The following is a 23,541-nucleotide window of genomic DNA, read 5'->3' on the forward strand; positions in this document are numbered from 1 at the left end:
TCTTGCCGCCTAAACGACAAGCAGAACGAGATAGTTGAGATTCATTCCACCTTTGCGGTTATCAGGCTGGACTTTTTTCCGCAATGTCAAAAAATGCCTGCCGCAACGAAAGTGTCATGGAACCGGGGTGGCCGTTTGCGATCGGCGCGCCGTCGATTTCGACTACCGGCATGGCGATCGTGGTCGCGGAACTGATGAAAGCCTCGCGCGCTGCCTTGGCTTCGGCGATCGAAAACCCACGCTCCTCGATCTTCAGACCGAGCTTTTCGGCGACGTCGAACAGTGTCGTGCGGGTGATGCCGCGCAGGATGCCGTGTTCGGCCGGCCGCGTCACCAGGACGCCGTCGCGGGTGACGATCCAGGCATTGGACGAGCCGCCCTCCTTGACCGTGCCGTCGGAGTCGACGAACCAGGCCTCCTGGGCGCCGGCTTCCTTGGCCTTCTGCTTGGCGAGCACATTGGCAAGCAGGCCGGTGCTCTTGATGTCGACACGGTCCCAGCGATTCTCCGGGACGGTGATGACCTTAATGCCGGTCTCAACCCGCTTGGCGGCAGCAGAGGGGTCGGCCTTCCGGGCGGTTATAACCAAGGACGGACGGGTGCCGGCTGCCGGAAAGACGAATTCACGGCTGGCGACGCCGCGCGTCACCTGGAGATAGACGAGGCCGTTGACGACGTTGTTGCGGCGCACCACCTCGCGCAGCAGCATCGGCAGGACGCCTTCCGAGACGGGCCATACGATCGACAATTCCTTGAGCGAGCGCTTGAGCCGGGCCAGATGGCGCGGCATGTCGACGATAAAGCCGCGCGCCACCTCGCAGACCTCATAGACGCCGTCAGCGAACTGATAGCCGCGATCCTCGATATGGACGCGGGCTTCGGCATGGGCAACGTAGCGCCCGTTCACATAGGCAATGCGCGGCATGGGCTACCTCAGGGAAATGTCCGGCTCTCTTAAGCGATTCCGCCGCTGCCGTAATGAACAATCGCGTGGGCCAGCCGGCGTTGGGCAATTCCAGACGGAATGGTACGGCGAAGCCGCCGACCCCAACCGGCGCTGCACACTTTTCCTGGATTGCCTTTACACGCCCAGCGACTTCAGCTTGCGGTGCAAGGCTGATCGCTCCATGCCGATGAACTCGGCCGTCTTCGAGATGTTGCCGCCGAAGCGGTTGATCTGGGCGATCAGATAGTCCTTCTCGAATTGCTCGCGCGCCTCGCGCAGCGGCAGCGCCATGATGTGCTGGTCCGACTGGTTGGGGGTGCGCGGCATGACGTCGCCGATCTCGGAGGGCAGAAGGTCAGCGGTGATCGGGGCGTCGACGTCTCCGCCTCGCGCCAGGATCATCAGCCGCTCGACATTGTTGCGCAGCTGGCGCACGTTCCCCGGCCAGTTGTGTGCCTGCAGCACGGCCAGCGCGTCGTCACCGATGCGGCGCGGCTTGATACCGGCCTGACGCGCGATCTGCTTCATGAAATTGTCGACGAGATACGGAATATCCTCTCGCCGTTCGGCGAGACCCGGCACAGTGACGGGGACCACCGCCAAGCGATGATAGAGGTCCTCGCGGAAGCGGCCATCGGCAATCATGGCCTCCAGGTTTTGCGCTGTGGAGGAGATGATGCGGACGTCGACCTTGACCCGCTTTGTGCCCCCTACCCGCTCGAACTGCTGCTCGACCAGCACGCGCAGAATCTTGTTCTGCGTCTCGCGCGGCATGTCGGCGACCTCGTCGATGTAGAGGATGCCGCGATGCGCCTCCTCCAGCGCGCCGACCTTGCGTTCGGTGCCGTTCGATTCGGTGCCGAACAGCTCGATCTCCATACGTTCCGGCGTGATGGTGGCGGCGCTCAGCGTCACGAACGGCCCGTTCTTGCGCGCCGACAGCGCGTGGATGGCGCGCGCCGTCAGTTCCTTGCCGGAACCCGACGGACCGATGATCATGATGCGGCTGTTGGTGGGTGCGACACGCTCGATGGTCTGCCGCAGTTGGCTCATCGCTGACGACATGCCGATCAGGTCGAAGGTCTCGCCGCTGCGCAGCTTGAGGTCGGAGACCTCGCGCCGCAATTTCGAAGTTTCCAGCGCGCGCTCGGCGATCAGGATGAGACGGTCGGCCTTGAACGGCTTCTCGATGAAATCATAGGCGCCACGCCGGATGGCCGACACCGCCGTTTCGATGTTGCCGTGGCCGGAGATCATCACCACCGGCATGTTCGGATGCATCGTCTTGATCTCGTCGAGCAGCGCCAGGCCGTCGAGGCGCGAGCCCTGCAGCCAGATGTCGAGGAAAATCAGCCGTGGCGCGCGATCGGCAATCGCCGCCAGCGCGCTGTCGGCATCGTGTGCCGTGCGGGTTTCGTGACCTTCGTCGCTCAGGATACCGGCGACCAGTTCGCGGATGTCTTCCTCGTCATCGACGATGAGAATGTCAGACGCCATTACCGACCTTTTCAGTTTCTCGTTCGTGTTCGTCGCGGCCTTCGCCGCGTGGCGGCGCGGCGACGACCGCCGCCGGCGGCAGGATGATCGAGATCATCGCGCCCCGGCCGCCGTGGAAATCGGGCGGCGCGTCGTGCAATTCGAGCCGGCCGCCATGGTCCTCCACGATCTTCTTGACGATAGCGAGGCCAAGGCCAGTGCCTTTTTCGCGCGTCGTCATGTAGGGCTCGAGCAGTCGCTGCCGATTCTCGCGCGGCAGCCCTTTGCCGTTGTCGATAACATCGATTCTTATGGCGCCATCTTGGCGCCCGGCTTGAATCCGGATTGTGCCGTCGGAACGGTCTTGCGCATCAAGTCCGTCGATGGCCTCGGCGGCGTTTTTGATGACGTTGCCGAAGGCCTGCGCCATCAGGCGGCTGTCGAACGTTCCCTTGAGCGGCTCGTTGCCGAAATCACGCTGGAAAGCAATGTCGGAGCGGCTGACTTCCACCAGGAACGAAGCCTCGCGCAGCGACTCGCGCAGGTCTATCACCTTCATCTCCGGCTTCGGCATGCGGGCGAAGGCCGAGAATTCGTCGACCATGCGGCCGATGTCCTCGACCTGACGGATGATGGTGTCGGTGCACTGATCGAAGACTTCACGGTCCTCGGTGATGACCTTGCCGTAACGGCGCCTGATGCGCTCGGCCGAGAGCTGGATGGGCGTCAGTGGATTCTTGATCTCATGGGCAATGCGCCGCGCCACATCGGCCCAGGCCGAGGACCGCTGCGCCTGCACGAGATCGGTGATGTCGTCGATGGTGACGACATAGGATTTTTCCTCCGAGCCGTCGTCTCCGGCCTCGACGGTGACCTGGACATTGAAAGTCCGTTCCATGCCGGCGCGGAAGAAAGTCACCTGCTCGCGATAGACCGGCTTGCCGGATTGGCGCCCGATCTCGAAGACGCGACCGACATGCGGCAGGATGGCGGAGAGGTTCTGTCCGAGCGCGGCACTCGCCGAGATCGCCAGCATCGTTTCGGCCGAGCGATTGGCGATGGTAATGACGCCGTAGGGATCAACGCCGATGACCCCTGCGGTCACGCCGGCCAGCACCGCCTCCGAGAACCGCCGCCGCTCGTCGATCAGGTCTTTGGCCGACAGCAGCTCGTTGCGCTGCGATTTGAGCTCGAGGATCATGTTGTTGAAGGTCTCGCCGAGCGAAGCGACGTCGCCGTCCGATTGACGCACGGGGACGGCGACGTCGAGATTGCCCGTCGCCACCTCGTCGGCCGCGCCGATCAGCTGGCGGATCGGCCGGACAATTCGATCCGCCACGGCGATGCCGGTCCAGATCGCCGACAGGATGACGATCAGGGTCAGCGACAGATAGGGCAGCGCGAACGCGACTTGCGAAGTGCGACGGTTCTCTTCCAGTCCGCGATACTCGTCGGTGTTCGACCGAACGATCTGCCGCGCCTTGATAACGTCCGGGTCGACGAGCCGGATCGTGTAGAGATAAAGACCTTCGATCTCGCGCAACTTGACAATGGCGCCCATGATGTTGCGGGTGCGCGGCTCGATCAGCACCGGCTTGCCGTCGGCGGCCGTGTTGACCGCGCCAGGGGGCGGCTCCGGCATGGCGAAGTCGGCGTCGGTTTTGGCGCTCATGACGAAGGAGCCGTCAGGCTTGATCAGCGCCGCATGCGCCAGTCCGCGGCCGACGGCCTCCTTGTTCATGAGGTCGAGGAAGCCGGTGCGGTCGAGCCCGTAGAGCGTGCGCGAGGCATCGAGATCGTAGGCCATCGACAGGGTCGTGCCCTGCAGGTTGCGGGCATTTTCCTGGACATAGGCATCGGCGATCGACAGCGACGAATTGACGATCGTTTTGGTGCGGATCTCGAACCAGCGGTCGAGGCCGATATCGAGCGTGATCGAGGCGATTATCGCGACCATGATCGCCGGGATCGCGGCGACCAGCGCGAACATGGCGACGATGCGCACATGCAGCCGCGATGCTGCACGGCCGTGCCTGCGGGCCATGACGATGCGGCGGATCTCGCGGCTGATCAGAGCGATCAGGAAGAGGACGAAGACGGCGTTGAGCGCGATCAACGCCCAGGTGGCGTTTGCATTCGGCGCGATCGGGGTCGCACCGACAAGGATTGCAAACGAGATCGCTGCGGTGATCATGGCGCCGACGATCGCGACCACGCCGGGCAACGCCAGCAGCCGGCGGCCGTCGCGAACGCCGGCCCGGCTGAAAAGCGGTTGGTTCAGTGTCGGAGCCTCAGCAGCCATATCGCCGTCTAGAGTCGGTCATTGCGTCGGATGTATGCAACGCATTGTGGCGATTATGCAACAAGTGTGGCCGGGACGGAAATCTTTCCCCGACTTAATCCCCAAAAGTGAAGGCAAAGTCAGGGCTGCCTGGCGGCCTTGTAGACGTTGACGCCAAGCTCGCGGATCTTCTTGCGCAGCGTGTTGCGGTTGAGGCCCAGAAGCTCGGCCGCCTTGATCTGGTTGCCGCGTGTCGCGGTCATCGAAGCCAGCACCAGCGGATATTCGACCTCGGCGAGGATGCGCTGGTAGAGCCCGGAGGGCGGCAGGTCGCCGGCGAAGGACGCGAAATAGCGCTGCAGGAAATGCTCGACCGCCTGGCCGATCGACAGGTCGTCGGGGATCAGCGCGCCGCCGTCCGGCACGACAGATCGCTCGCCGGTCTTCAGTTCGGCCTCGATGATCTCGGCCGAAATCTCGTCCTGCGAATAGAGCGCGGCGAGCCTGCGCACCAGATTTTCCAGCTCGCGCACATTGCCGGGCCAGGGATAGCGCTTCATCAGCTCGATGCCACCGGCGGAAATGCGCTTGGTCTGCAGGCCTTCGCTGGCGCCCTGCTTGAAGAAATGCCGGACAAGGTCAGGCACGTCTTCAGAACGCTCTCGCAACGCCGGAAGTCGCAGCGGCACGACGTTCAGGCGGTAGAACAGGTCCTCGCGGAACAGGCCCTGGTTGATCAAGGTCCGCAAATCCTTGTTGGTGGCGGCGACGATGCGCACGTCGGTCTTGATCGGCGTGCGGCCGCCGACGGTCGTGTATTCGCCCTGCTGTAGCACGCGCAGCAGGCGCGTCTGCGCCTCCATCGGCATGTCGCCGATCTCGTCGAGGAACAGCGTGCCGCCTTCGGCCTGCTCGAAGCGGCCGGTGGAGCGGTTCTGCGCGCCGGTGAAGGCGCCCTTCTCATGGCCGAACAGTTCCGATTCGATCAGGTCGCGCGGGATCGCGGCCATGTTGATGGCCACGAAAGGCCCGCCGCGGCGGCGGCCGTATTCGTGCAGCGCGCGCGCTACCAGCTCCTTGCCGGTGCCGGATTCGCCGCTGATCATCACCGTCAGGTCGGTCTGCATCATGCGGGCCAGCATGCGGTAGATGTCCTGCATGGCGGCCGAGCGGCCGACCAGCGGCATCGTCTCCGGCTGATCGTCGGCGCGGGAATCCAGCTTCGGCCGCTTCGGCTCTGCAAGCGCGCGGTTGACGATGTTGAGCAGCTCGGTCAGATCGAAGGGCTTCGGCAGATACTCGTAGGCGCCGGTCTCGGAGGCGCGGATGGCGGTCATGAAAGTGTTCTGCGCGCTCATGACGATGACCGGCAGCTCGGGTCGCGCCTTCTTGATGCGCGGCAGCATGTCGAAGGCGTTCTCGTCCGGCATCACCACATCGGTGATGACGAGGTCGCCCTCGCCGGCAGCCACCCAGCGCCACAGCGTCGAGGCGTTCGAAGTCACGCGCACTTCATGGCCGACGCGCGACAGCGCCTGGTTGAGCACGGTTCGGATCGCCGCATCGTCGTCGGCGACGAGGATATTGCCGCGAACGGTCATTTGCGGTCTCCTTCAGCTTCGTCGCCGGCGTTGGGCAAAGTGTCCTTCCAGGCCGGCATCAAGACGCGGAAAGTGGTTCCACGCTGCGTCGAATCGCATTCGATGATGCCGCCGTGCTCGCCGACAATTTTGGCGACCAGCGCCAGCCCGAGGCCCGAGCCGTTCGGTTTGGTGGTGATGAACGGATCGAAGAGGATCGGCAGGATGTCCTCGGAAACACCGGGGCCGTTGTCGTGCACGCAGAATTCCAGCGGCAGCGAGACGCGGTCTTGCGTTCCCGGCACGGAAACGCGGATGCCGGGCCGGAAAGCCGTCGACAGCACGATCTCGCCCTGCGGGTCGGCGCCGATCGCCTCCGCGGCGTTCTTGACTAGGTTGAGGAACACCTGGATCAGCTGGTCACGGTTCGCATAGACTGGAGGAAGCGATGGATCATATTCCTCCAAGATCTTGATTTTTTTTGCAAAGCCGTTCTTGGCGATCGCTTTCACATGATCCAGAACGACATGGATGTTGACGGGAAAGCGCTCGATCGGCCGCTCGTCGGAAAACACTTCCATGCGGTCGACCAGCGACACGATGCGGTCGGTCTCGTCGGTTATCAACCGGGTGAGGGCACGGTCCTCGTCGGAGGCCGAGAGCTCGAGCAGTTGCGCCGCGCCGCGGATGCCGGAGAGCGGGTTCTTTATCTCATGCGCCAGCATGGCCGCCAGGCCGGTGACAGAACGGGCGGCACCCCGATGTGTCATCTGCCGGTCGATCTTGTCGGCCATCGACCGTTCCTGGAACATCACCACGACCGAGCCGGGAAACTCCGGCACCGGGGCGACGTAGAGGTCGACCATCTTCTCGATGCCGAGGCGCGGCGAAGAGACGTCGACGCGGTATTCGTTGACCGGCGCGCGGCGCTCGCGCACCTGGTCGACCAAGGTGAGCAGCGGACTGCCGAACGGGACCAGCTTGGACAACGTGTTGCGCGCCAGCATGGTCGCGCTGGAGCGGAAGAAATCCTCTGCATCCGCGTTGGCGAAGGTGATGAAGCCGTCGGCATCGACCATGATCACCGGGCGGCGAATGGTGTTCAGCACGATATTGGCGGCATCCGCGGTGTCGGCCGGCTGTGGGAGGTTCGTATTCATGCCGCGCTCCGCAATTCTGGCGATGCCGCGCTTTCGGTAAAGGTTTGGCGCAGCCCGGCGATCACTTCAGCCGGCTCGAAGGAAGTGAGGATGTGCTTGCGCCGTTCCGCCGAAGCACGAGTCGCGTGCCTGTCCAGATACCAGCCGAGATGCTTGCGCGCCTGGCGGAGCCCGCTTTCGACGCCGTAGAGCGAGAGCATGTCCTCGTAATGCGCAACCACGTAGTCAGCAAGCCTCTTGGACGTTTCGGGAATATCGGTTGCAGACATGCCAGCGGCGGCTGCCGCGATGCTGCCGGCGGTCCACGGCGCGCCGTAATGGGCACGGCCGATCATCACCGCGTCGGCGCCTGATTGATCCAGGATCGTCGCAGCCGCTTCCGGCGAGCCGACATCGCCATTGGCCACCACCGGGATCGAGACCGCTTCCTTGACGCGCGCAATGGCACGCCAATCGGCCTTACCCTGATAGAACTGGCAGCGCGTGCGGCCGTGGACGGTCACCATGCGCACGCCAGCCAGCTCGGCGCGGCGCGCCAACATCGGCGCGTTGAGCGCGCTTTCGTCCCAGCCGAGCCGCATCTTGACCGTCACCGGCACCGAGACCGCACCGACCACCGCCTCGATCAGCGAGAGCGCGTGATCGAGATCGCGCATCAGCGCGGAGCCGGCATAGCCGCCCGTCACCTTCTTTGCCGGGCAGCCCATGTTGATGTCGATGATGTCGGCGCCCTCGCCCGCCGCGATTCGCGCGCCCTCGGCCATGTGCGCTGCCTCGCGGCCAGCAAGCTGCACCATATGGACGGGCAGTCCGGAATGGCGGATGCGCAGATCGCAGCCGGCCCTGCCCTTGGCCAGTTCGCCGCTCGCCACCATTTCCGACACCACCAGCCCGGCACCATGCGCATGCGCACGCCGACGGAACGGCTCGTCGGTGATGCCGGACATCGGCGCCAGGAACACGCGGTTGCGTATCCTTACGCCGCCGACGTCGAGCGGCGAAGCCAATGTGGTCAATTCAGGCATGCACAAAAACCAAGCATGTTCGATTGCTGCACATTGTGTAGCCAGAAGCAAGCCATTGTGCAACGCGCAATGACGTCACATTAAGGCGCATTTTGGAAAATGCTGGCCTTCCCTGCCAGCCGCGACTAAGCCTCTCGCCATGACTGACACAAGTGAAAAACCGGACGGCAAGGTCGGCGTGGTCATTGTCGCCGCCGGCCGCGGCGCCCGTGCCGGACAGGCCGAGGGGCCGAAGCAGTATCAGCGCATCGGCGGACGCGCCGTCATTGCGCATACGCTGGAAAGATTCCTGTCCCATCCAGCCGTCGGGCCAGTGGTGGTGGCGATCCATGCCGACGACCGCGAGCTGTTCGAGCGCGCGGCAAGAGGTAATGCCGCGCGCGCCCTCGTCGTCACGGGCGGTCCGTCCCGCCAGGCTTCCGTCCGGCTGGGACTTTTGGCTCTGAGGGAGCAGGGGCCGGCAAAGGTGCTGGTGCATGACGCGGTGCGCCCGTTCGTCGATCATGGGCTCATCGACCGAACCATCGAGGCCATCGGCGAGCGCCAGGGCGCCCTGCCGGCGCTGCCCGTCGCCGACACGCTCAAGCGGGAATCGGCCGAGGGCATGATCGAGGAGACGGTGTCAAGGGCCGGCCTGCACGCGGCGCAGACACCGCAAGGCTTCCCGTTCTGGCCGTTGCTGGCCGCGCACGAGAAGGCGCATCATCTCGGCAAAAGCGAGTTCACCGACGACGCGGCGATCGCCGAATGGGCGCATATTCCGGTCAAGATCATCCAGGGCTCGCCGGACAACATCAAGCTCACCTGGGCAAGGGATATCGCGATGGCCGACCAGCGGCTCTCAAATGCGCTGCCGCGCTTTCCGGACATCCGCACCGGCAATGGCTACGATGTGCACGCGTTCGAAGCGGGCGACCATGTCACTCTGTGCGGGGTCACTATCCCCTATGACCGGAAACTCTCCGGCCATTCGGACGCCGATGTCGGGCTTCATGCGCTCACCGATGCGTTGCTCGCCACCTGCGGCGCCGGCGACATCGGCACGCATTTCCCGCCGTCGGACCCGCAATGGAAGGGCGTTGCCTCGAAAATCTTCGTCGAGCATGCGGCGACGCTGGTGCGCGAGCGCGGCGGGCGCATCGCCAATGCCGATATCACGCTGATCTGCGAGGCGCCGCGGGTGGGGCCGCATCGCGAGGCGATGACGGCGGCGCTGGCGGCGATGCTCGGGATTGCGCCGGAACGCGTTTCCATCAAAGCGACGACCAACGAGAAGCTCGGCTTTGTCGGGCGCGGCGAAGGCATTGCGGCGATCGCGACCGCCAGCGTCGTCTATCCGGGAGACGTGCCGGCATGAGCAACGCGGAATTAGTCAACGCCCTGCTCCAGGCTTGTCAGCAGCGCAGCATCATGCTGGCTACGGCCGAGAGCTGCACCGGCGGTCTGATCATTGCAGCACTGACCGACATTGCCGGCTCTTCCGCGGTGGTCGATCGCGGTTTCATCACCTACTCCAACGAAGCCAAGATGGAGATGCTCGGCGTCTCCGCGGCGACGCTTGAGGCGCATGGCGCGGTCTCTGGTGAGACGGTCAGGGAGATGGCGGCGGGCGCGCTGACGCATTCGCGCGCGAGCCTCTCCCTTGCCGTCACCGGAATTGCCGGCCCGAGCGGCGGCTCGTCGGAAAAGCCGGTGGGTCTCGTCTGGTTCGGGATAGCATTTGCCGGCCAGCCGGTCGTCGTCGAGCGCCAGCTGTTTGGTCATAAGGGGCGGGAATTTATCCGCCACCAGACGGTCCGGCACGCGCTGCAGCTTGGCCTGCGAGCGCTGGACTAGGCTATCCGCGGATCAGGCGTGCCTTGCGCCGCGCCGTAGATCACGTTCGCTCGCTTCTCGAATGCTTCGGAAAACATGCGGAAGGCGCGATCGAACATCGTGCCCATCAGCGCGCCGAGAATGCGGCTCTTGAATTCGTAGTCGATGAAGAAATGCACTTCGCAGCCGCCATCGGCCGGATCGAAGCGCCAGATGTTGCTGAGATATTTGAACGGGCCGTCGATGTATTTGACGTCGATGGCGTTCTCGTCGGGCTTGAGCAGCACCTGGGTCGTAAAGGTCTCGCGGATCGCCTTGTAGCCGATGCTCATGTCGGCGACGAGGATGGTGCGGCCGTCGCGCTCCTTGCGCGAGCGCACCGTCAGCGCCTCGCAGAGCGGCAGGAATTGCGGATAGGTCTCGATATCCGCCACCAGCGCGAACATCTGTTCCGGCGTGTAGGCGACGCGGCGGGTGGCTTCGAATTTCGGCATGAAAGCGTCAGCTGGCCTTCTTGAGCTGCGCCTCGCGCGCCGCGCGCAGCCTGGCGAAATCCTCGCCGGCATGATGCGAGGAGCGCGTCAGCGGGCTCGAAGCGACCAGCAGGAAGCCCTTCGTCTTGCCGATCGTCTCAAAGGACTTGAACTCGTCCGGCGTGATGAAGCGGATCACCGGATGGTGCTTCTTCGAAGGCTGCAGGTATTGGCCGATGGTCATGAAGTCGACATTTGCCGAACGCAGGTCATCCATGAGCTGCAGCACTTCGTTCCGCTCCTCGCCGAGGCCAACCATGATGCCGGACTTGGTGAAGATCGACGGATCGAGTTCTTTCACGCGCTGCAGCAGCCGGATCGAGTGGAAGTAGCGGGCGCCGGGCCGCACCGTCAGGTAATTCGACGGCACGGTTTCCAGATTGTGGTTGAAGACGTCGGGCTTGGCGGCAACGACGATCTCAAGCGCGCCGTCCTTGCGCAGGAAGTCGGGCGTCAGGATCTCGATCGTCGTTGAAGGCGCGGCGGCGCGGATGGCGTGGATGACGTCGGCGAAATGCTGCGCGCCGCCGTCGTCGAGGTCGTCGCGGTCGACCGATGTGATGACGACGTGGCTGAGGCCCATCTGCTTGACCGCATGGGCGACACGCGCCGGCTCGTCCGCGTCGAGGGCGGTCGGGATGCCGGTGGCGACATTGCAGAAGGCGCAGGCGCGCGTGCAGATCTCGCCCATGATCATGAAGGTGGCGTGCTTCTTGTCCCAGCATTCACCGATGTTCGGACATCCGGCCTCCTCGCACACCGTTACCAGCTTGTGCGACTTCACGATCTCGCGGGTCTCGGCGTAACCCTTCGAAACCGGCGCCTTGACGCGGATCCAGTCCGGCTTGCGCAGCACTTCCTGGTCCGGCCTGTGCGCCTTTTCGGGATGCCGCGGGCGCGGCGCATTGGCGATCGTGTCGAGAACAGTGACCATTTCGAACCCTTCGCGGCCGCCCGCGTCGCGGCCGCCTGTCTGCGTCATCTAGGACTTTTCGGAATAAAGAAAAAGGCTACGCCGGCGCATGCCGCCACGGCCATTTTCGCATAACGGACTTCGCTGGGGCTCAGCGCCGTACCAGCCGGCCGACAAAGATCAGCAGGCAGGCGCCGATGAAACCGGTGATGAGATAGGCGAACCAGCCGGCGCCGAAGGACTGGATGTTGAGAGCCTGTAAGATCGCATTCAGAACGATCGCGCCGACGATACCCAAAATGATGTTCATGAAGATGCCGGTGTTGCTCTTCATGACCATTTCGGCGAGCCATCCGGCCAAGCCTCCGATGATGATGGCTGCTATCCAGCCCACGCCATTCACGTCCATATGCCAATTCCTCCTTGATCAGGTGAAAATGCATCCGGATACGAACTGCTTTGCCCTCAGAATCCTCCGGCTGCCGCGTCTGAGTCTCGCGCGAGCAGTCTATCATGCGTTCAAAGCGCGGCCATAGGCGTCGAGCACGCTTTCCTTCATCATCTCCGACAGGGTCGGATGCGGGAAGATCGTGTGCATCAGCTCTTCCTCTGTGGTCTCCAGGTTCATCGCCACGACGAAACCCTGGATGAGCTCGGTCACCTCGGCGCCGATCATATGCGCGCCCAGCAGTTGCCCGGTCTTCTTGTCGAAGATGGTCTTGATGAAGCCCTGGTCCTCGCCGAGCGCGATGGCTTTGCCGTTGGCGCCGAACTGGAAGCGGCCGACGCGGATGTCCTTGCCCTCGGCCTTGGCCTTCGCTTCGGTCAGGCCGACCGAGGCGACCTGCGGGCTGCAATAGGTGCAGCCCGGGATCTTTAGCTTGTCGATGGCGTGCACGCCCGGGATATTGGCGATCTTCTCGACGCAGATCACGCCCTCGTGCTCGGCCTTGTGGGCGAGCATCGGCGGCCCGGCCACATCGCCGATGGCGTAGATGCCCGGCACGTTCGTCCTGCCGTAGCCGTCGACCACGACACAGCCGCGATCCGTCTTGACGCCAAGCGCCTCGAGGCCGAGGCCCTCGATATTGCCTTGCACGCCGACGGCCGAGATCATGCGGTCGACGGTGATCTTCTCGACCTTGCCGTCCTTCATCTCGACATGCGCGGTGACCGAATTGGCTGATTTCTCGACCTTGGTCACCTTGGCTTCCAGGATGATCTTCATGCCCTGCTTCTCGAACTGTTTCTGCGCGAATTTCGAGACCTCGGCATCCTCGACCGGCATCACCGCCGGCAAAAGCTCGACCACGGTCACATCGGCGCCCATGGTGCGGTAGAAGGAGGCGAACTCTATGCCGATGGCCCCTGAGCCCATCACCAGCAGCGATTTCGGCATCTCCTTAGGAACCATCGCCTCGAAATAGGTCCAGATCAGCTTGCCGTCCGGCTCGATGCCGGGCAGCGCACGCGGCCTGGCGCCGGTCGCCAGGATAATGTGCTTGGCGGTATAGGTTCCCTCGCTCTTGACGCCTTTCGGCACCGGCGGCTGCGGCTCCATCGGCTTCTTGGCGGTCTTGGCGACGACGACCTCGCCGGGCTTGGAAAGCTTCGCCTCACCCCAGATGACGTCGACCTTGTTCTTCTTCATCAGGAAGGCGACACCGCCATTCAGCCTGAGAGACACCTTTCGCGAGCGGTCGACGACGGCTGCGGTGTCGGGGCTGACCTTGCCGTCGAGCTTAAGGCCGTAATCCTTGAGGTGATCGGAATAGTGCATGATCTCCGCCGAGCGCAGCAGCGCCTTGGTCGGGATGCAACCCCAGTTGAGGCAGATGCCGCCGAGATGCTCGCGCTCGACGATCGCCGTCTTGAAGCCGAGCTGGGCGGAACGCACAGCGGTGACATAGCCGCCGGGGCCTGAGCCGATGATAATGACGTCGTAGTTCTCAGCCACGGGTTTCTCCCTGATTTTTCTCGGGGTTAGAAGGAAAGCATCACACGCACGAGGGGCGCCAGCGCCTGACCGATCCGCCGCGTGTTTTCGGCATCGAGATGGACGCCGTCGAGCGGCGTGGTGACGGCGACGGAGCCGGCGTCGAAGAAGCCGCAGCCGGCCTCGTCGGCAAGCGAGGAATATTGCGGCGCCAGCCGCTTCGAGGCGTCATCGCCGCCGGCGAACATTTCCTTGAATTCGGCATTCTCGGTGCGCGTCACCGCGGGCGGCGCGACAATGAGTATCTGCGGAGCCGGCCAGTCGAACGGATAGTCGTGACCGCGCACGATATCGATCAGGCGCTGCATGCCCTGCTTGGCGGCAACGGGATTGCCGTGGATCCACGGCTTCATGTCGTTGGCGCCCAACATGATGATGATCAGGTCGAGCGGCGCGTGCGTCGTGAGGATCGTCGGCAGCATTCTCGCGCCGTTGCGGTCGGCACCGGCGAGGTGATCGTCAAAGGCAGTGGTGCGGCCGTTCAGCCCTTCGGCGATGACCTCGATGCCGTCGCCCAGCGCCGTCTTGAGCACGCTTGGCCAGCGGTCCTCCAGCGCAAGGCGCCCGAGGCTGCCAGCGTCGTAGCCCCAGGTCAGCGAGTCGCCGTAACAGAGAATAGTCTTCATGCGCTTGCCCCACCCCTGCCGAACCCCGCCGACGAGCGCTTGAGTTGCCAGCGCGGCCATTGCACGATGATCGCCGCTGCGCCCGGCAGGATCAGCCCGGCAACGATCGAAAGGTCATTTGCGGTCGCCCGGCTCTCGGCCGGCACCGAAAACGTCCAGCCCACCAGCGCCAGCAGCCCGAGACAGAAAAGCGCAAGCAGCAGCCACAGCATCCCATCGAGCGCCCGCACCGGCTTGCCTCGGAATTGAACGAGGAAGAAGGCGACCGTGACCACAACGACGATCATCACCGTGGCCGCGAAGACCAGAATGCATTCCTCTGTCGCGCCGGTGATGACCGCCAGCTCTTGAACGACAAGTACGCCGGCCAGACCGGAAAGAATGAAGGCGAAAAGGCTGGTGAAGAAATTCCGCACCGCCTTTTTCCCTTCCTTACACCAGCATGCCCATCGGGTTTTCGATCATGCGCTTGAAGGCGCTGAGCAGCTCCGCACCGAGCGCGCCGTCGACGGCGCGGTGATCGGTCGACAGCGTCACCGACATTATGGTCGCGATCTTGATCTCGCCTTTCTTCACGATGGCGCGCTCCTCGCCGGCGCCGACCGCAAGGATCGTGGCGTGCGGCGGGTTGATAACGGCGGCAAAATCCTTGACGCCGAACATGCCGAGATTGGACACGGCCGTGGTGCCGCCCTGGTACTCTTCGGGCTTCAGTTTGCGGCCGCGTGCGCGGCTTGCCAGATCCTTCATCTCGTTGGAGATGACGGACAGCGTCTTTTCGTCGGCATGGCGGATGATCGGCGTGATCAGGCCGCCGGGTATCGACACGGCGACGCCGACATCGGCGTGCTTGTGCTTGACCATGGCGTTTTCGGTCCAGGAGGCGTTGGCGTCCGGCACCGCCATCAGCGCCATCGCCATCGCCTTGATCACCATGTCGTTGACCGAGAGCTTGTAGGCCGGGACCTCGCCCTTCTCGGTTTTCCGCATTGGGGCCGCGGCGTTGAGCTGCGTGCGCAGCGCGAGCAGCGCATCGAGCTCGCAGTCGAGCGTCAGATAGAAATGCGGAATGGTGCTCTTGGCCTCGACCAGCCGGCGCGCAATGGTCTTGCGCATATTGTCGTGCGGAACGAGTTCGTAAGAGCCTTCCGCGAACAGCTTCAGCACCTGATCGTCTGACATCGGCTTCGGCGCGGGGGCAGGAGCGCCTGCGGGCGCACCGGCAGGAGCCTTGGCGGCAGGCGCAGCCTTGGCGCCGCCCGAGGCGATCGCCGCCTCGACATCGGCCTTCACCACGCGGCCATGCGGGCCGGAACCGGCCAGCGCTGAAACGTCGACGCCGGCATCCTTCGCGATGCGGCGGGCGAGCGGCGAGGCAAACACGCGCTCGCCTCCGGCGTGGCCGTTGGCGACCGGTGCAGGCTCGGCCTTCGCCGGCGCGGCCGCCGTCTTCGGCGCTTCCTTGGGCGCCTCGGCCTTCGCAGGGTCCGCTTTCGGAGCCTCCGCCTTGGGCGCCGCACCGCCATCGCTCTTTGCGGCAGCACCGGCGTCCTCGCCTTCGCCTGCCAGAATGGCGATCACCGCATTGACCTTGACGCCTTCGGTGCCTGCCGGAACGACCAGCTTAGCGACTGTGCCCTCATCGACCGCTTCGACTTCCATCGTCGCCTTGTCGGTCTCGATCTCCGCGATCACGTCACCGGGCGCAACATGATCGCCTTCCTTGACCAGCCACTTGGCGAGATTGCCCTCTTCCATGGTGGGCGAGAGAGCCGGCATGGTGATGTTGATTGGCATGTTGTCCTCCCGACCGGCTCAGCGATAGGTGACGGCTTTGACCGCCTCGACGACCTCGCCGACATTGGGCAACGCCAGCTTTTCGAGGTTCGCCGCGTAAGGCATCGGCACATCCTTGCCGGCGATGGTGATGACCGGCGCATCGAGGAAGTCGAAGGCGCGCTGCGAGACCTGGCTGGCGATGTGGTCGCCGACCGAGCTCTGCGGGAAGCCTTCCTCCACCACGACCAGCCGGTTGGTCTTCTTGACCGAGGCGATGATGGTATCGAAGTCGAGCGGACGGACGGTTCTCAAATCGATGATCTCGGCGTCAAGGCCCATGCCGCGCAGTTCGGCCTCGGCCTTGACCGCATAGGTCATGCCGATGCCGAAGGAGACGAGGGTGACGTCCCTGCCCTGCTTGTGCACACGCGCCTTGCCGATCGGCAGCACGAAATCGTCGAGCTTCGGCACGTCGAAGGACTGGCCGTAGAGAATCTCGTTCTCGAGGAAGATGACCGGGTTCGGATCGCGGATCGCGGCCTTGAGCAGGCCCTTGGCGTCGGCGGCCGTGTAAGGCATCACCACTTTCAGGCCGGGGATGTGGCTGTACCAGGCGGCGTAGCACTGCGAGTGCTGGGCGGCGACACGGGCCGCGGCGCCGTTCGGGCCGCGGAAGACGATCGGCGCGCCCATCTGGCCGCCGGACATATAGAGTGTCTTGGCGGCCGAATTGATGATCTGATCGATCGCCTGCATGGCGAAGTTGAAGGTCATGAACTCGACGATCGGCTTCAGGCCTGCCATCGCCGCGCCCACACCGACGCCGGCAAAGCCATGCTCGGTGATCGGGGTATCGACGACGCGGCGCGGCCCGAACTCCTGCAGCAGGCCTTGCGTGATCTTGTAGGCGCCCTGGTATTCGGCAACTTCCTCGCCCATGACGAAGACATCGCCGTCGCGGCGCATTTCCTCGGCCATCGCGTCACGCAGCGCCTCGCGCACCGTGGTCGAGACCATTTCGGTGCCGGCAGGGATGTCCGGATCGGCCGCGACTTCCGCCTTCGGCGCGGCGGCGACAGGCGCAGCCGCCTCGCTTTTGGCCGCGGCGGGCGCCGGTGCCGGCGCGGCCGCTTCAGCCTTGGGCTCTTCTTCGCCGATGCCTTCGCCGGCCTTGTCGACGTCTTCGCCGTCGACCGCAAGCACGGCGATCAACGCGTTGACCTTGACGCCTTCGGTGCCGGCCGGAACCACGATCTTGGCGAGCGTGCCTTCATCGACGGCTTCGACCTCCATCGTCGCCTTGTCGGTCTCGATCTCGGCGATGACGTCGCCGGCGACGACCTTGTCGCCTTCGTTCTTCAACCACTTGGAAAGATTGCCCTCTTCCATCGTCGGCGAGAGAGCGGGCATGAGAATTTCGATCGGCATGTCCGTGCCCTCCTTAGAGTACGATGTCGGTCCAGAGCTCGGACGGATCCGGCTCGGCGTCGTGCTGGGCAAATTCGGCGGCGTCGGCGACGATGTCGCGGACCTCCTTGTCGATGGCCTTGAGATCGTCTTCGCTCGCCCACCTCTTATCGATCAGGCGCGCCTTGACCTGTTCGATTGGGTCGTGCTCCGAGCGCATCTTCTGCACTTCTTCCTTGGAGCGATACTTCGCCGGGTCGGACATCGAATGCCCGCGATAGCGATAGGTCTGCATCTCGAGGATCAGCGGGCCGTTGCCGGCGCGGCACCATTCGGCGGCGACGTCGCCGGCTGCCTTGACCGCGCGAACGTCCATGCCGTCGACCTGCATGCCGGGAATCTTGAAGGAAGCGCCGCGGTTGGAGAAGTCGGTCTCGGCGGATGAGCGCGACACCGATGTGCCCATGGCGTAGCGATTGTTCTCGATGATGTAGATTACCGGCAGCTTCCACAGCGAGGCCATGTTGAAGCTTTCATAGACCTGGCCCTGGTTGGCGGCGCCGTCGCCGAAATAGGTCAGCGAGACATTCTTGTTGTCGCGGTAGCGGTTGGCGAAGGCCAGGCCTGTGCCCAGCGACACCTGCGCGCCCACGATGCCGTGGCCGCCATAGAAATGCTTCTCCTTGGAGAACATGTGCATGGAGCCGCCCTTGCCTTTCGACAGGCCGCCACGGCGCCCGGTGAGCTCGGCCATGACGCCGCGCGGCGACAGATCCATCGCCAGCATGTGGCCATGGTCGCGATAGGCGGTGATCATCTGGTCGCCCTCGATCAGCGCCATCTTCATGCCGGTAACGACGGCCTCCTGGCCGATATAGAGGTGGCAGAAGCCGCCGATAAAGCCCATGCCGTAAAGCTGGCCCGCCTTCTCCTCGAAGCGGCGAATGAGCAGCATGTGCCGGTAGGCGGAGAGCTCTTCTTCTTTGGTGAAGTCGGCTGGCTTGGGGGTGGAAAGGGCCGACGATTTGCCCTCGGATCTGGATTTGGACTTGGCAGGCGCTTTTCTGGCGGCGGTGGCCATACATCACTCCCTGTTGGCGTCTCTTCGCGGACATTCAAGGGAGAGCGACCCGTCTCCCCACCGATTTGAGCGAGGCTAACACGCAAGAGTGCAATGCGCCATGCTGAAAAATGCATGGCTGACATGCATCCTAAGCGATTAGAATCATTGCAAATAAGTTTGATTAACCGAAATTCGGTTATTTTGCCGAAGCCGGCAGCATGATGGTGATTTCGTCTGGATGGGACAGATTGAGCGCCTTTCGGGCCTGCTCGTCAAGCATGTCCTTTTCCAGCGTGCCTTCATGCATGAGCTGGACACGACGTTCGAAGTCGATCCGGCGCGCCTTGACCGCGTCGAGCTGAGTCTGGAGTTCGGCCGCCTGGGCCTGCAGCCGATATTTGGAGTAGATGCCGAACTCACCGTGATAGGCATGGAAGCCGAAATAGGCGAGAAACAGCACGCAGAGCGACGGAACGATCAGCTTGCCGGTGTTTCTCTGCTTGTGCTGACGTGTCCACATGACCCGACCCCTTTCGGCCGCGAGCGCAAGCGGCTGTTCGAGTCTTTTTTTGCCCGATTGTGCTTAATGGACGGTTACGGCTGGCTGGACTGAGACCTGCCGAAACAAAAAGAGGCGGGGAAACCCGCCTCTCCGCCTCTTTCAACAACCAAGACAGTTTGTCCGGATCAGCCCTTGACCACCGACTTGCCGGCGTAGCGCGCCTGCCGGCCGAGCTCTTCCTCGATCCGGATGAGCTGGTTGTACTTGGCCATGCGGTCTGAGCGCGACAGCGAGCCGGTCTTGATCTGCCCGCAGTTGGTGGCGACGGCGAGGTCGGCAATGGTCGAATCCTCGGTCTCGCCCGAGCGGTGCGACATGACGGCGGTGTAGCCGGCCTTGTGCGCGGTCTCGACCGCGTCGAGCGTTTCGGTGAGCGAGCCGATCTGGTTGACCTTGACCAGGATCGAGTTGGCGACGCCCATGCGGATACCGTCGCGCAGTCGCGCCGTGTTGGTGACGAACAGATCGTCGCCGACCAATTGGGTCTTCTTGCCGATCAGATCGGTCAGGTATTTCCAGCCCTCCCAATCGTCCTCGGCAAGGCCGTCCTCGATGGTGACGATCGGATAATCGGAAGCGAGCTTGGCGAGGTATTTGGCCTGCGCCTTCGGATCGCGGGTCTTCTTCTCGCCCTCATAGACGTAGTTGCCGTCCTTGAAGAACTCGGTCGCCGCGCAGTCGAGGCCGAGCGCCACGTCCTCGCCCGGCTTGAAGCCGGCCTTCTCGATCGATTCCATGATGAAATCGAGGGCCGACGGCGCGCTCTTCAGGTTGGGGGCGAAACCGCCCTCGTCGCCGACATTGGTGTTGTGGCCGGCATCCTTCAGCTTCTTTCTCAGCGTATGGAAGATTTCAGAGCCCCAACGCACGCCGTCGCGCAGCGTCGGCGCGCCGACCGGCAGGATCATGAATTCCTGAAAGTCGATCGGGTTGTCGGCATGAGCGCCGCCATTGATGATGTTCATCATCGGCACCGGCAGGATGTGCGCCTTGGCGCCGCCGACATAGCGGTAGAGCGGCAGCCCGGCGGCCTCGGCGGCGGCCTTGGCCACCGCCAGCGACACGCCGAGGATGGCGTTGGCGCCGAGCCGGCTCTTGTTCGGAGTGCCGTCGAGCTCGATCATCGTCTGGTCGATATGGATCTGGTTCTCGGCTTCCATGCCGCCGATCGCCTCGAATAACTCGCCGTTCACCGCCTCGACGGCGCCCTGGACTCCCTTGCCGAGATAGCGCGGCCCGCCGTCGCGCAGCTCGACCGCCTCATGCGCGCCGGTCGAGGCGCCCGACGGAACGGCGGCGCGGCCCATCGAGCCGTCTTCCAGCACCACGTCGACCTCGACGGTCGGATTTCCACGGCTGTCCAGGATTTCACGCCCGACAATGTCGATGATGGCGGTCATTGCGATGTCCCCGATTGATCGATTGAAGCGTCGCGCCCCTCTTAGCCAAAGCCCGGCAAAAGGCAATTGGGCGGTCCGTAATAATTGCCGGCGACAAGATTCACGAAGCGCAAATCTTTGTCATCATTAGTCATGCGCGCGACTCGCCCTTCTGATTTATGGTCGTGTTTGCGCGGGGCGAAACACGAGGAGTTTCGCCATGTCTCAGTTGAGCGGTATCGTGAGTTTGTTCCTGATCGCGGCGGCGTTCCTAACGTCCTGCGAAACCCAGAAGCCTCAGCAGAACTCCACGGAGCTATCCACCCTTCGGACCGCTGAATAGGTTCCTCAACGCTCGAAGGCCCCCGGACCCGGGGGCCTTCTCGATTCTGGAAGCAGCCGCTCAGGCCGATCAGTGCCAGTAAGGCTTCACGTGGTAGTATTCGAAGGATGCGTCGCGGGCCGCTTCACCATCGGCGCCGGTCAATTCCTCGATCGAGTAGGCCGGTGCCGCCTTGAGCTGTTCCTTCGTGAAAGGCACGACGTAGCCGCCCATGTTTTCATCATAGTCGAGGCTTGCCCACGGAATGGCGTGATACTTCTCGCCCATGCCGAGGAAGCCGCCGAAGCCGATAACCGCGAACATGATCCCGTTCGACATCTTGTCGAGCATCACGTCCTCAATGCTGCCGATGCTGTCGCCGGCGGTGTTGTAGACCGAGGTGCCGATGACGCGTGAGGCGGCGATGGCTTCGGTGTGGCCAGACGGAGTGGTCATTGTTGTGCTCCTCTCATTTGATTGTCCGTTGTGGACAATGAGGGGAGCGGGCGAAGGTTCCAGATTTTCAGCTGCCCTGCTACGGCCTCTTGGCGATCCGATCGAACGCCATCAGCCTTTCCAGCAATGCGGGAAGATTCTTCAAGGGCACCATGTTGGGGCCGTCGGAGGGGGCGTTGTCCGGATCCTGGTGGGTTTCGATGAACACGCCGGCAACGCCGATCGCCACGGCGGCGCGCGCGAGGGTCTCGACGAAGCGTCGCTCGCCGCCGGTCGAGCCGCCCTGCCCGCCCGGCTGCTGCACGGAATGGGTGGCGTCGAAGATGACCGGCGCGCCGATCTCGGCCATGATCGGCAGCGCTCGCATGTCCGAAACCAGTGTGTTGTAGCCGAAGGAGGCGCCGCGCTCGGTGACCAGCACGTTGGCATTGCCGGAACCGGTGAGCTTGGCGACGACATTCTTCATGTCCCATGGCGCAAGGAACTGACCCTTCTTTACGTTCACCACCTTGCCGGTGCGCGCCGCCGCAATCAGCAAATCCGTCTGCCGGCTGAGAAAGGCCGGTATCTGCAGCACATCGACATGCGGCGCGACCGATGCGCATTGCTCCTCGGTGTGGACGTCGGTCAGCACCGCCAGTCCGAACTCCTTGCGCAGATCGTCGAAGATCGGCATCGCCGCCTCGAGCCCAGCGCCGCGCGCGCCGCCAAGCGAGGTGCGGTTGGCCTTGTCGTAGCTCGTCTTGTAAACGAGCCCGATGCCGAGCCTAGTGGTCAGTTCCTTCAGCGCGCCGGCCATGTCGAAGGCATGCTGGCGCGACTCGAGTTGACAGGGGCCTGCGATCAGCGACAAGGGCGCATTGTTGGCGAAAACCACCTTGCCGACGCTTACCGCGGCATTGGGCGCAAGGGGTTCGCTCATGGGATCTCCCGAAAGATGAAGGCCGCGCCCTGACCGGGTGCCGGCGGCACGACGACATCGTCGTCGCTCATGTTGTGCTCTATCGCGTTTGCCGCAAGTAGCTGGGTAGCTGCGGCGACGCTGCGAACCGCAAAGATGACGGCCGCAAATCGCAGGTCCGAAGGCTGCCCTGCCGAAGCACCGAACCGTGCGGCAAAAGCGTCGGGCGTCAGAACGGCCAGGGTCGCGTTTGGCAGGTCAGTCCTGTCGCCGTCGCTCGCGTCCTGGCCGGCAGCGATCGATATCAGTCCCCTCTGGCTCGAAGGCTCGTCGCTCACCGCCACGATCTCAACGATGCCGGTCACGCCATTGGCATGTGCCTGCAGTGCGGTGTGGTCGATCTGCGGCGCGTTGATGCGCTGGCAGGCGAACAGGAAGGCGTCCGGTGCTTTTCTATCGGCCGCGAATGCCAGTTTGAACGATGCCGTGTCGCTTTTGCCCGTGGTGTCGGTGAAGGCGCGCGAAAAGCTCAACATGTTGCCAGCCGACAGCCCCGCTTCGACATAGCGCGCGTGGTCGGCATCTGCATCGGCGGTCCCGAAGACGACCGCGGAGAAGCCCTCGTCGTCAAGCCTGCTGCGGTAAAGGCGGTCGCGCGCGACGAAGACGTTGCCTTCGCCCATCGCCCGATCGGCCGTTTTGTCATCGCCGACGGCCAGCGGTTCCAGATAGGTGCCGTCGGTGAAGAAGACACAAGCGTTCTCGGTCCCGAAAGGATGGACGCCGGTCGGGGCGACGACGAAGCCGAGCGACGAGAGGCGCTGCCTTGCAATGTGGAGGCTCCGCGTGGGCAGAACGAGATGGTCGAGCGGATGGGGCGGAGTTTTCGTCATGCCGGCGCGGTGTGCACCATTGCGGAAATCGGTTCAAGGCCTGGCGTCCAAGGCGAGCGGACGGCGCGGCTCAGGCGGCGGCCACGACGTCGGCCGAATAACGCAGCTCGCGCAACGGTTTAACCCTGCCTGTCGTCTCCGCATAGATCGGATGCGCCCTGTATGCTGCGAGCGCTGCCTCGTCCTCGAATTCGGCATAGACGACCACGTCGATCGCGTTTGAGAACAGATCGACCTTGGTATTGAGCGTCACCTCGAAGTGTTTCGAATGTGGAATCTTGCCCAGTTCCTGCAGCCCTGACCGGACGGCCTCCACATCCTCCTTGCGCCGCACGCTGAAGAAAACGATGTGCCGGATCAAACCCAGCCTCCTTGATCGACGGATGAACGCGTTTTGTGGGAGCAAGGCCGTCGCGTCAACCGGCAAC

The 23,541-nt window shown here is 63.7% G+C and carries 23 protein-coding genes; 2 read left to right on the top strand and 21 right to left on the bottom strand.

Annotated elements, in window-relative coordinates; all coding sequences use genetic code 11:
• Nucleotides 1-61: 61 nt before the first annotated feature.
• From P9217_RS22845 to dusB, 6 genes are all read right to left on the bottom strand, one after another.
• Entirely contained in the window at nucleotides 62-925 is an 864-nt protein-coding gene (locus tag P9217_RS22845; RefSeq protein WP_278087593.1) for a D-amino-acid transaminase, read from the bottom strand.
• A gap of 156 nt (nucleotides 926-1,081) precedes the next feature.
• Nucleotides 1,082-2,443, bottom strand: a complete 1,362-nt coding sequence (locus tag P9217_RS22850) for a sigma-54 dependent transcriptional regulator (RefSeq protein ID WP_066989715.1) — start codon at nucleotides 2,441-2,443, stop codon at nucleotides 1,082-1,084.
• Entirely contained in the window at nucleotides 2,433-4,724 is a 2,292-nt protein-coding gene (locus tag P9217_RS22855) for a PAS domain-containing sensor histidine kinase (protein ID WP_127324963.1), read from the bottom strand. The genes P9217_RS22850 and P9217_RS22855 overlap by 11 nt, the downstream gene beginning before the upstream one ends.
• 119 nt (nucleotides 4,725-4,843) lie before the next feature.
• A complete protein-coding gene (ntrC, locus tag P9217_RS22860) occupies nucleotides 4,844-6,304 on the bottom strand; it encodes a nitrogen regulation protein NR(I) (protein ID WP_066989709.1) in 1,461 nt (486 codons plus the stop codon).
• Nucleotides 6,301-7,443, bottom strand: a complete 1,143-nt coding sequence (locus P9217_RS22865) for a nitrogen regulation protein NR(II) (RefSeq protein WP_066989706.1) — start codon at nucleotides 7,441-7,443, stop codon at nucleotides 6,301-6,303. The genes ntrC and P9217_RS22865 overlap by 4 nt, the downstream gene beginning before the upstream one ends.
• The gene (gene dusB / locus P9217_RS22870) at nucleotides 7,440-8,468 is read right to left on the bottom strand and encodes a tRNA dihydrouridine synthase DusB (protein ID WP_278087594.1); all 1,029 of its coding nucleotides are present in this window, start codon (nucleotides 8,466-8,468) and stop codon (nucleotides 7,440-7,442) included. The genes P9217_RS22865 and dusB overlap by 4 nt, the downstream gene beginning before the upstream one ends.
• 139 nt (nucleotides 8,469-8,607) lie before the next feature.
• On the opposite strand from dusB, the gene P9217_RS22875 reads away from it, so the two are divergent.
• Together P9217_RS22875 and P9217_RS22880 are read left to right on the top strand one after the other, a co-directional pair.
• Entirely contained in the window at nucleotides 8,608-9,825 is a 1,218-nt protein-coding gene (locus P9217_RS22875; protein ID WP_278087595.1) for a bifunctional 2-C-methyl-D-erythritol 4-phosphate cytidylyltransferase/2-C-methyl-D-erythritol 2,4-cyclodiphosphate synthase, read from the top strand.
• Entirely contained in the window at nucleotides 9,822-10,304 is a 483-nt protein-coding gene (locus tag P9217_RS22880; protein WP_278087596.1) for a CinA family protein, read from the top strand. Before P9217_RS22875 ends, P9217_RS22880 begins: the two co-directional genes overlap by 4 nt.
• On the opposite strand, the gene P9217_RS22885 is transcribed toward P9217_RS22880, so the two are convergent.
• From P9217_RS22885 to P9217_RS22955, 15 genes are all read right to left on the bottom strand, one after another.
• On the bottom strand, nucleotides 10,301-10,777 hold the full coding sequence (locus tag P9217_RS22885) for a type II toxin-antitoxin system RatA family toxin (protein WP_066989693.1): 477 nt from the start codon (nucleotides 10,775-10,777) through the stop codon (nucleotides 10,301-10,303). The two genes, P9217_RS22880 and P9217_RS22885, sit on opposite strands and share 4 nt — an antisense overlap.
• Before the next feature lie 7 nt (nucleotides 10,778-10,784).
• Entirely contained in the window at nucleotides 10,785-11,750 is a 966-nt protein-coding gene (gene lipA / locus P9217_RS22890; RefSeq protein WP_066989925.1) for a lipoyl synthase, read from the bottom strand.
• Between the two features lie 130 nt (nucleotides 11,751-11,880).
• On the bottom strand, nucleotides 11,881-12,138 hold the full coding sequence (locus P9217_RS22895) for a GlsB/YeaQ/YmgE family stress response membrane protein (protein ID WP_067321367.1): 258 nt from the start codon (nucleotides 12,136-12,138) through the stop codon (nucleotides 11,881-11,883).
• A gap of 102 nt (nucleotides 12,139-12,240) precedes the next feature.
• Nucleotides 12,241-13,686: a dihydrolipoyl dehydrogenase gene (gene lpdA / locus P9217_RS22900; RefSeq protein WP_278087597.1), complete on the bottom strand. Its 1,446-nt coding sequence runs from the start codon at nucleotides 13,684-13,686 to the stop codon at nucleotides 12,241-12,243.
• A gap of 26 nt (nucleotides 13,687-13,712) precedes the next feature.
• Entirely contained in the window at nucleotides 13,713-14,351 is a 639-nt protein-coding gene (locus P9217_RS22905; RefSeq protein ID WP_127248196.1) for an SGNH/GDSL hydrolase family protein, read from the bottom strand.
• Nucleotides 14,348-14,767 carry a hypothetical protein gene (locus tag P9217_RS22910; protein ID WP_095825433.1) on the bottom strand — a complete coding sequence of 140 codons (420 nt, stop codon included), beginning with the start codon at nucleotides 14,765-14,767 and terminating at the stop codon, nucleotides 14,348-14,350. Before P9217_RS22910 ends, P9217_RS22905 begins: the two co-directional genes overlap by 4 nt.
• Before the next feature lie 16 nt (nucleotides 14,768-14,783).
• Nucleotides 14,784-16,148 carry a pyruvate dehydrogenase complex dihydrolipoamide acetyltransferase gene (locus P9217_RS22915; RefSeq protein ID WP_278087598.1) on the bottom strand — a complete coding sequence of 455 codons (1,365 nt, stop codon included), beginning with the start codon at nucleotides 16,146-16,148 and terminating at the stop codon, nucleotides 14,784-14,786.
• Nucleotides 16,149-16,166: 18 nt separating this feature from the next.
• Nucleotides 16,167-17,558, bottom strand: coding sequence for a pyruvate dehydrogenase complex E1 component subunit beta (locus tag P9217_RS22920; protein WP_067321383.1), 1,392 nt, complete (start codon nucleotides 17,556-17,558; stop codon nucleotides 16,167-16,169).
• 13 nt (nucleotides 17,559-17,571) lie between these two features.
• Nucleotides 17,572-18,618 carry a pyruvate dehydrogenase (acetyl-transferring) E1 component subunit alpha gene (gene pdhA / locus P9217_RS22925; protein WP_095800695.1) on the bottom strand — a complete coding sequence of 349 codons (1,047 nt, stop codon included), beginning with the start codon at nucleotides 18,616-18,618 and terminating at the stop codon, nucleotides 17,572-17,574.
• A gap of 178 nt (nucleotides 18,619-18,796) precedes the next feature.
• Nucleotides 18,797-19,120, bottom strand: a complete 324-nt coding sequence (locus P9217_RS22930; protein ID WP_066989670.1) for a septum formation initiator family protein — start codon at nucleotides 19,118-19,120, stop codon at nucleotides 18,797-18,799.
• 167 nt (nucleotides 19,121-19,287) lie between these two features.
• Complete coding sequence (gene eno / locus P9217_RS22935) at nucleotides 19,288-20,562, bottom strand: phosphopyruvate hydratase (RefSeq protein WP_066989668.1); 1,275 nt, start codon at nucleotides 20,560-20,562, stop codon at nucleotides 19,288-19,290.
• Nucleotides 20,563-20,953: 391 nt separating this feature from the next.
• Nucleotides 20,954-21,319: a PRC-barrel domain-containing protein gene (locus P9217_RS22940; protein ID WP_066989666.1), complete on the bottom strand. Its 366-nt coding sequence runs from the start codon at nucleotides 21,317-21,319 to the stop codon at nucleotides 20,954-20,956.
• Between the two features lie 79 nt (nucleotides 21,320-21,398).
• On the bottom strand, nucleotides 21,399-22,241 hold the full coding sequence (kdsA, locus tag P9217_RS22945; RefSeq protein ID WP_095800693.1) for a 3-deoxy-8-phosphooctulonate synthase: 843 nt from the start codon (nucleotides 22,239-22,241) through the stop codon (nucleotides 21,399-21,401).
• On the bottom strand, nucleotides 22,238-23,113 hold the full coding sequence (locus tag P9217_RS22950) for a VOC family protein (protein ID WP_278087599.1): 876 nt from the start codon (nucleotides 23,111-23,113) through the stop codon (nucleotides 22,238-22,240). Before P9217_RS22950 ends, kdsA begins: the two co-directional genes overlap by 4 nt.
• A gap of 70 nt (nucleotides 23,114-23,183) precedes the next feature.
• The gene (locus P9217_RS22955; protein WP_066989660.1) at nucleotides 23,184-23,474 is read right to left on the bottom strand and encodes a Dabb family protein; all 291 of its coding nucleotides are present in this window, start codon (nucleotides 23,472-23,474) and stop codon (nucleotides 23,184-23,186) included.
• Nucleotides 23,475-23,541: the final 67 nt, after the last annotated feature.

This window comes from Mesorhizobium sp. WSM4989 (assembly GCF_029625795.1).
Classification (GTDB): Bacteria; Pseudomonadota; Alphaproteobacteria; order Rhizobiales; family Rhizobiaceae; genus Mesorhizobium.

Bases quoted from the DNA above. Each gene is read 5' to 3' on its own strand.
- pdhA (WP_095800695.1), bottom strand. From the start codon at position 18,618: ATGGCCACCGCCGCCAGAAAAGCGCCTGCCAAGTCCAAATCCAGATCC.
- ntrC (WP_066989709.1), bottom strand. From the start codon at position 6,304: ATGACCGTTCGCGGCAATATCCTCGTCGCCGACGACGATGCGGCGATC.
- eno (WP_066989668.1), bottom strand. From the start codon at position 20,562: ATGACCGCCATCATCGACATTGTCGGGCGTGAAATCCTGGACAGCCGT.
- P9217_RS22855 (WP_127324963.1), bottom strand. From the start codon at position 4,724: ATGGCTGCTGAGGCTCCGACACTGAACCAACCGCTTTTCAGCCGGGCC.
- P9217_RS22845 (WP_278087593.1), bottom strand. From the start codon at position 925: ATGCCGCGCATTGCCTATGTGAACGGGCGCTACGTTGCCCATGCCGAA.
- P9217_RS22940 (WP_066989666.1), bottom strand. From the start codon at position 21,319: ATGACCACTCCGTCTGGCCACACCGAAGCCATCGCCGCCTCACGCGTC.
- P9217_RS22915 (WP_278087598.1), bottom strand. From the start codon at position 16,148: ATGCCAATCAACATCACCATGCCGGCTCTCTCGCCCACCATGGAAGAG.
- P9217_RS22850 (WP_066989715.1), bottom strand. From the start codon at position 2,443: ATGGCGTCTGACATTCTCATCGTCGATGACGAGGAAGACATCCGCGAA.
- P9217_RS22950 (WP_278087599.1), bottom strand. From the start codon at position 23,113: ATGACGAAAACTCCGCCCCATCCGCTCGACCATCTCGTTCTGCCCACG.
- P9217_RS22865 (WP_066989706.1), bottom strand. From the start codon at position 7,443: ATGAATACGAACCTCCCACAGCCGGCCGACACCGCGGATGCCGCCAAT.
- P9217_RS22905 (WP_127248196.1), bottom strand. From the start codon at position 14,351: ATGAAGACTATTCTCTGTTACGGCGACTCGCTGACCTGGGGCTACGAC.
- P9217_RS22880 (WP_278087596.1), top strand. From the start codon at position 9,822: ATGAGCAACGCGGAATTAGTCAACGCCCTGCTCCAGGCTTGTCAGCAG.
- kdsA (WP_095800693.1), bottom strand. From the start codon at position 22,241: ATGAGCGAACCCCTTGCGCCCAATGCCGCGGTAAGCGTCGGCAAGGTG.
- P9217_RS22875 (WP_278087595.1), top strand. From the start codon at position 8,608: ATGACTGACACAAGTGAAAAACCGGACGGCAAGGTCGGCGTGGTCATT.
- P9217_RS22895 (WP_067321367.1), bottom strand. From the start codon at position 12,138: ATGGACGTGAATGGCGTGGGCTGGATAGCAGCCATCATCATCGGAGGC.
- lipA (WP_066989925.1), bottom strand. From the start codon at position 11,750: ATGGTCACTGTTCTCGACACGATCGCCAATGCGCCGCGCCCGCGGCAT.
- P9217_RS22885 (WP_066989693.1), bottom strand. From the start codon at position 10,777: ATGCCGAAATTCGAAGCCACCCGCCGCGTCGCCTACACGCCGGAACAG.
- P9217_RS22920 (WP_067321383.1), bottom strand. From the start codon at position 17,558: ATGCCGATCGAAATTCTCATGCCCGCTCTCTCGCCGACGATGGAAGAG.
- dusB (WP_278087594.1), bottom strand. From the start codon at position 8,468: ATGCCTGAATTGACCACATTGGCTTCGCCGCTCGACGTCGGCGGCGTA.
- P9217_RS22930 (WP_066989670.1), bottom strand. From the start codon at position 19,120: ATGTGGACACGTCAGCACAAGCAGAGAAACACCGGCAAGCTGATCGTT.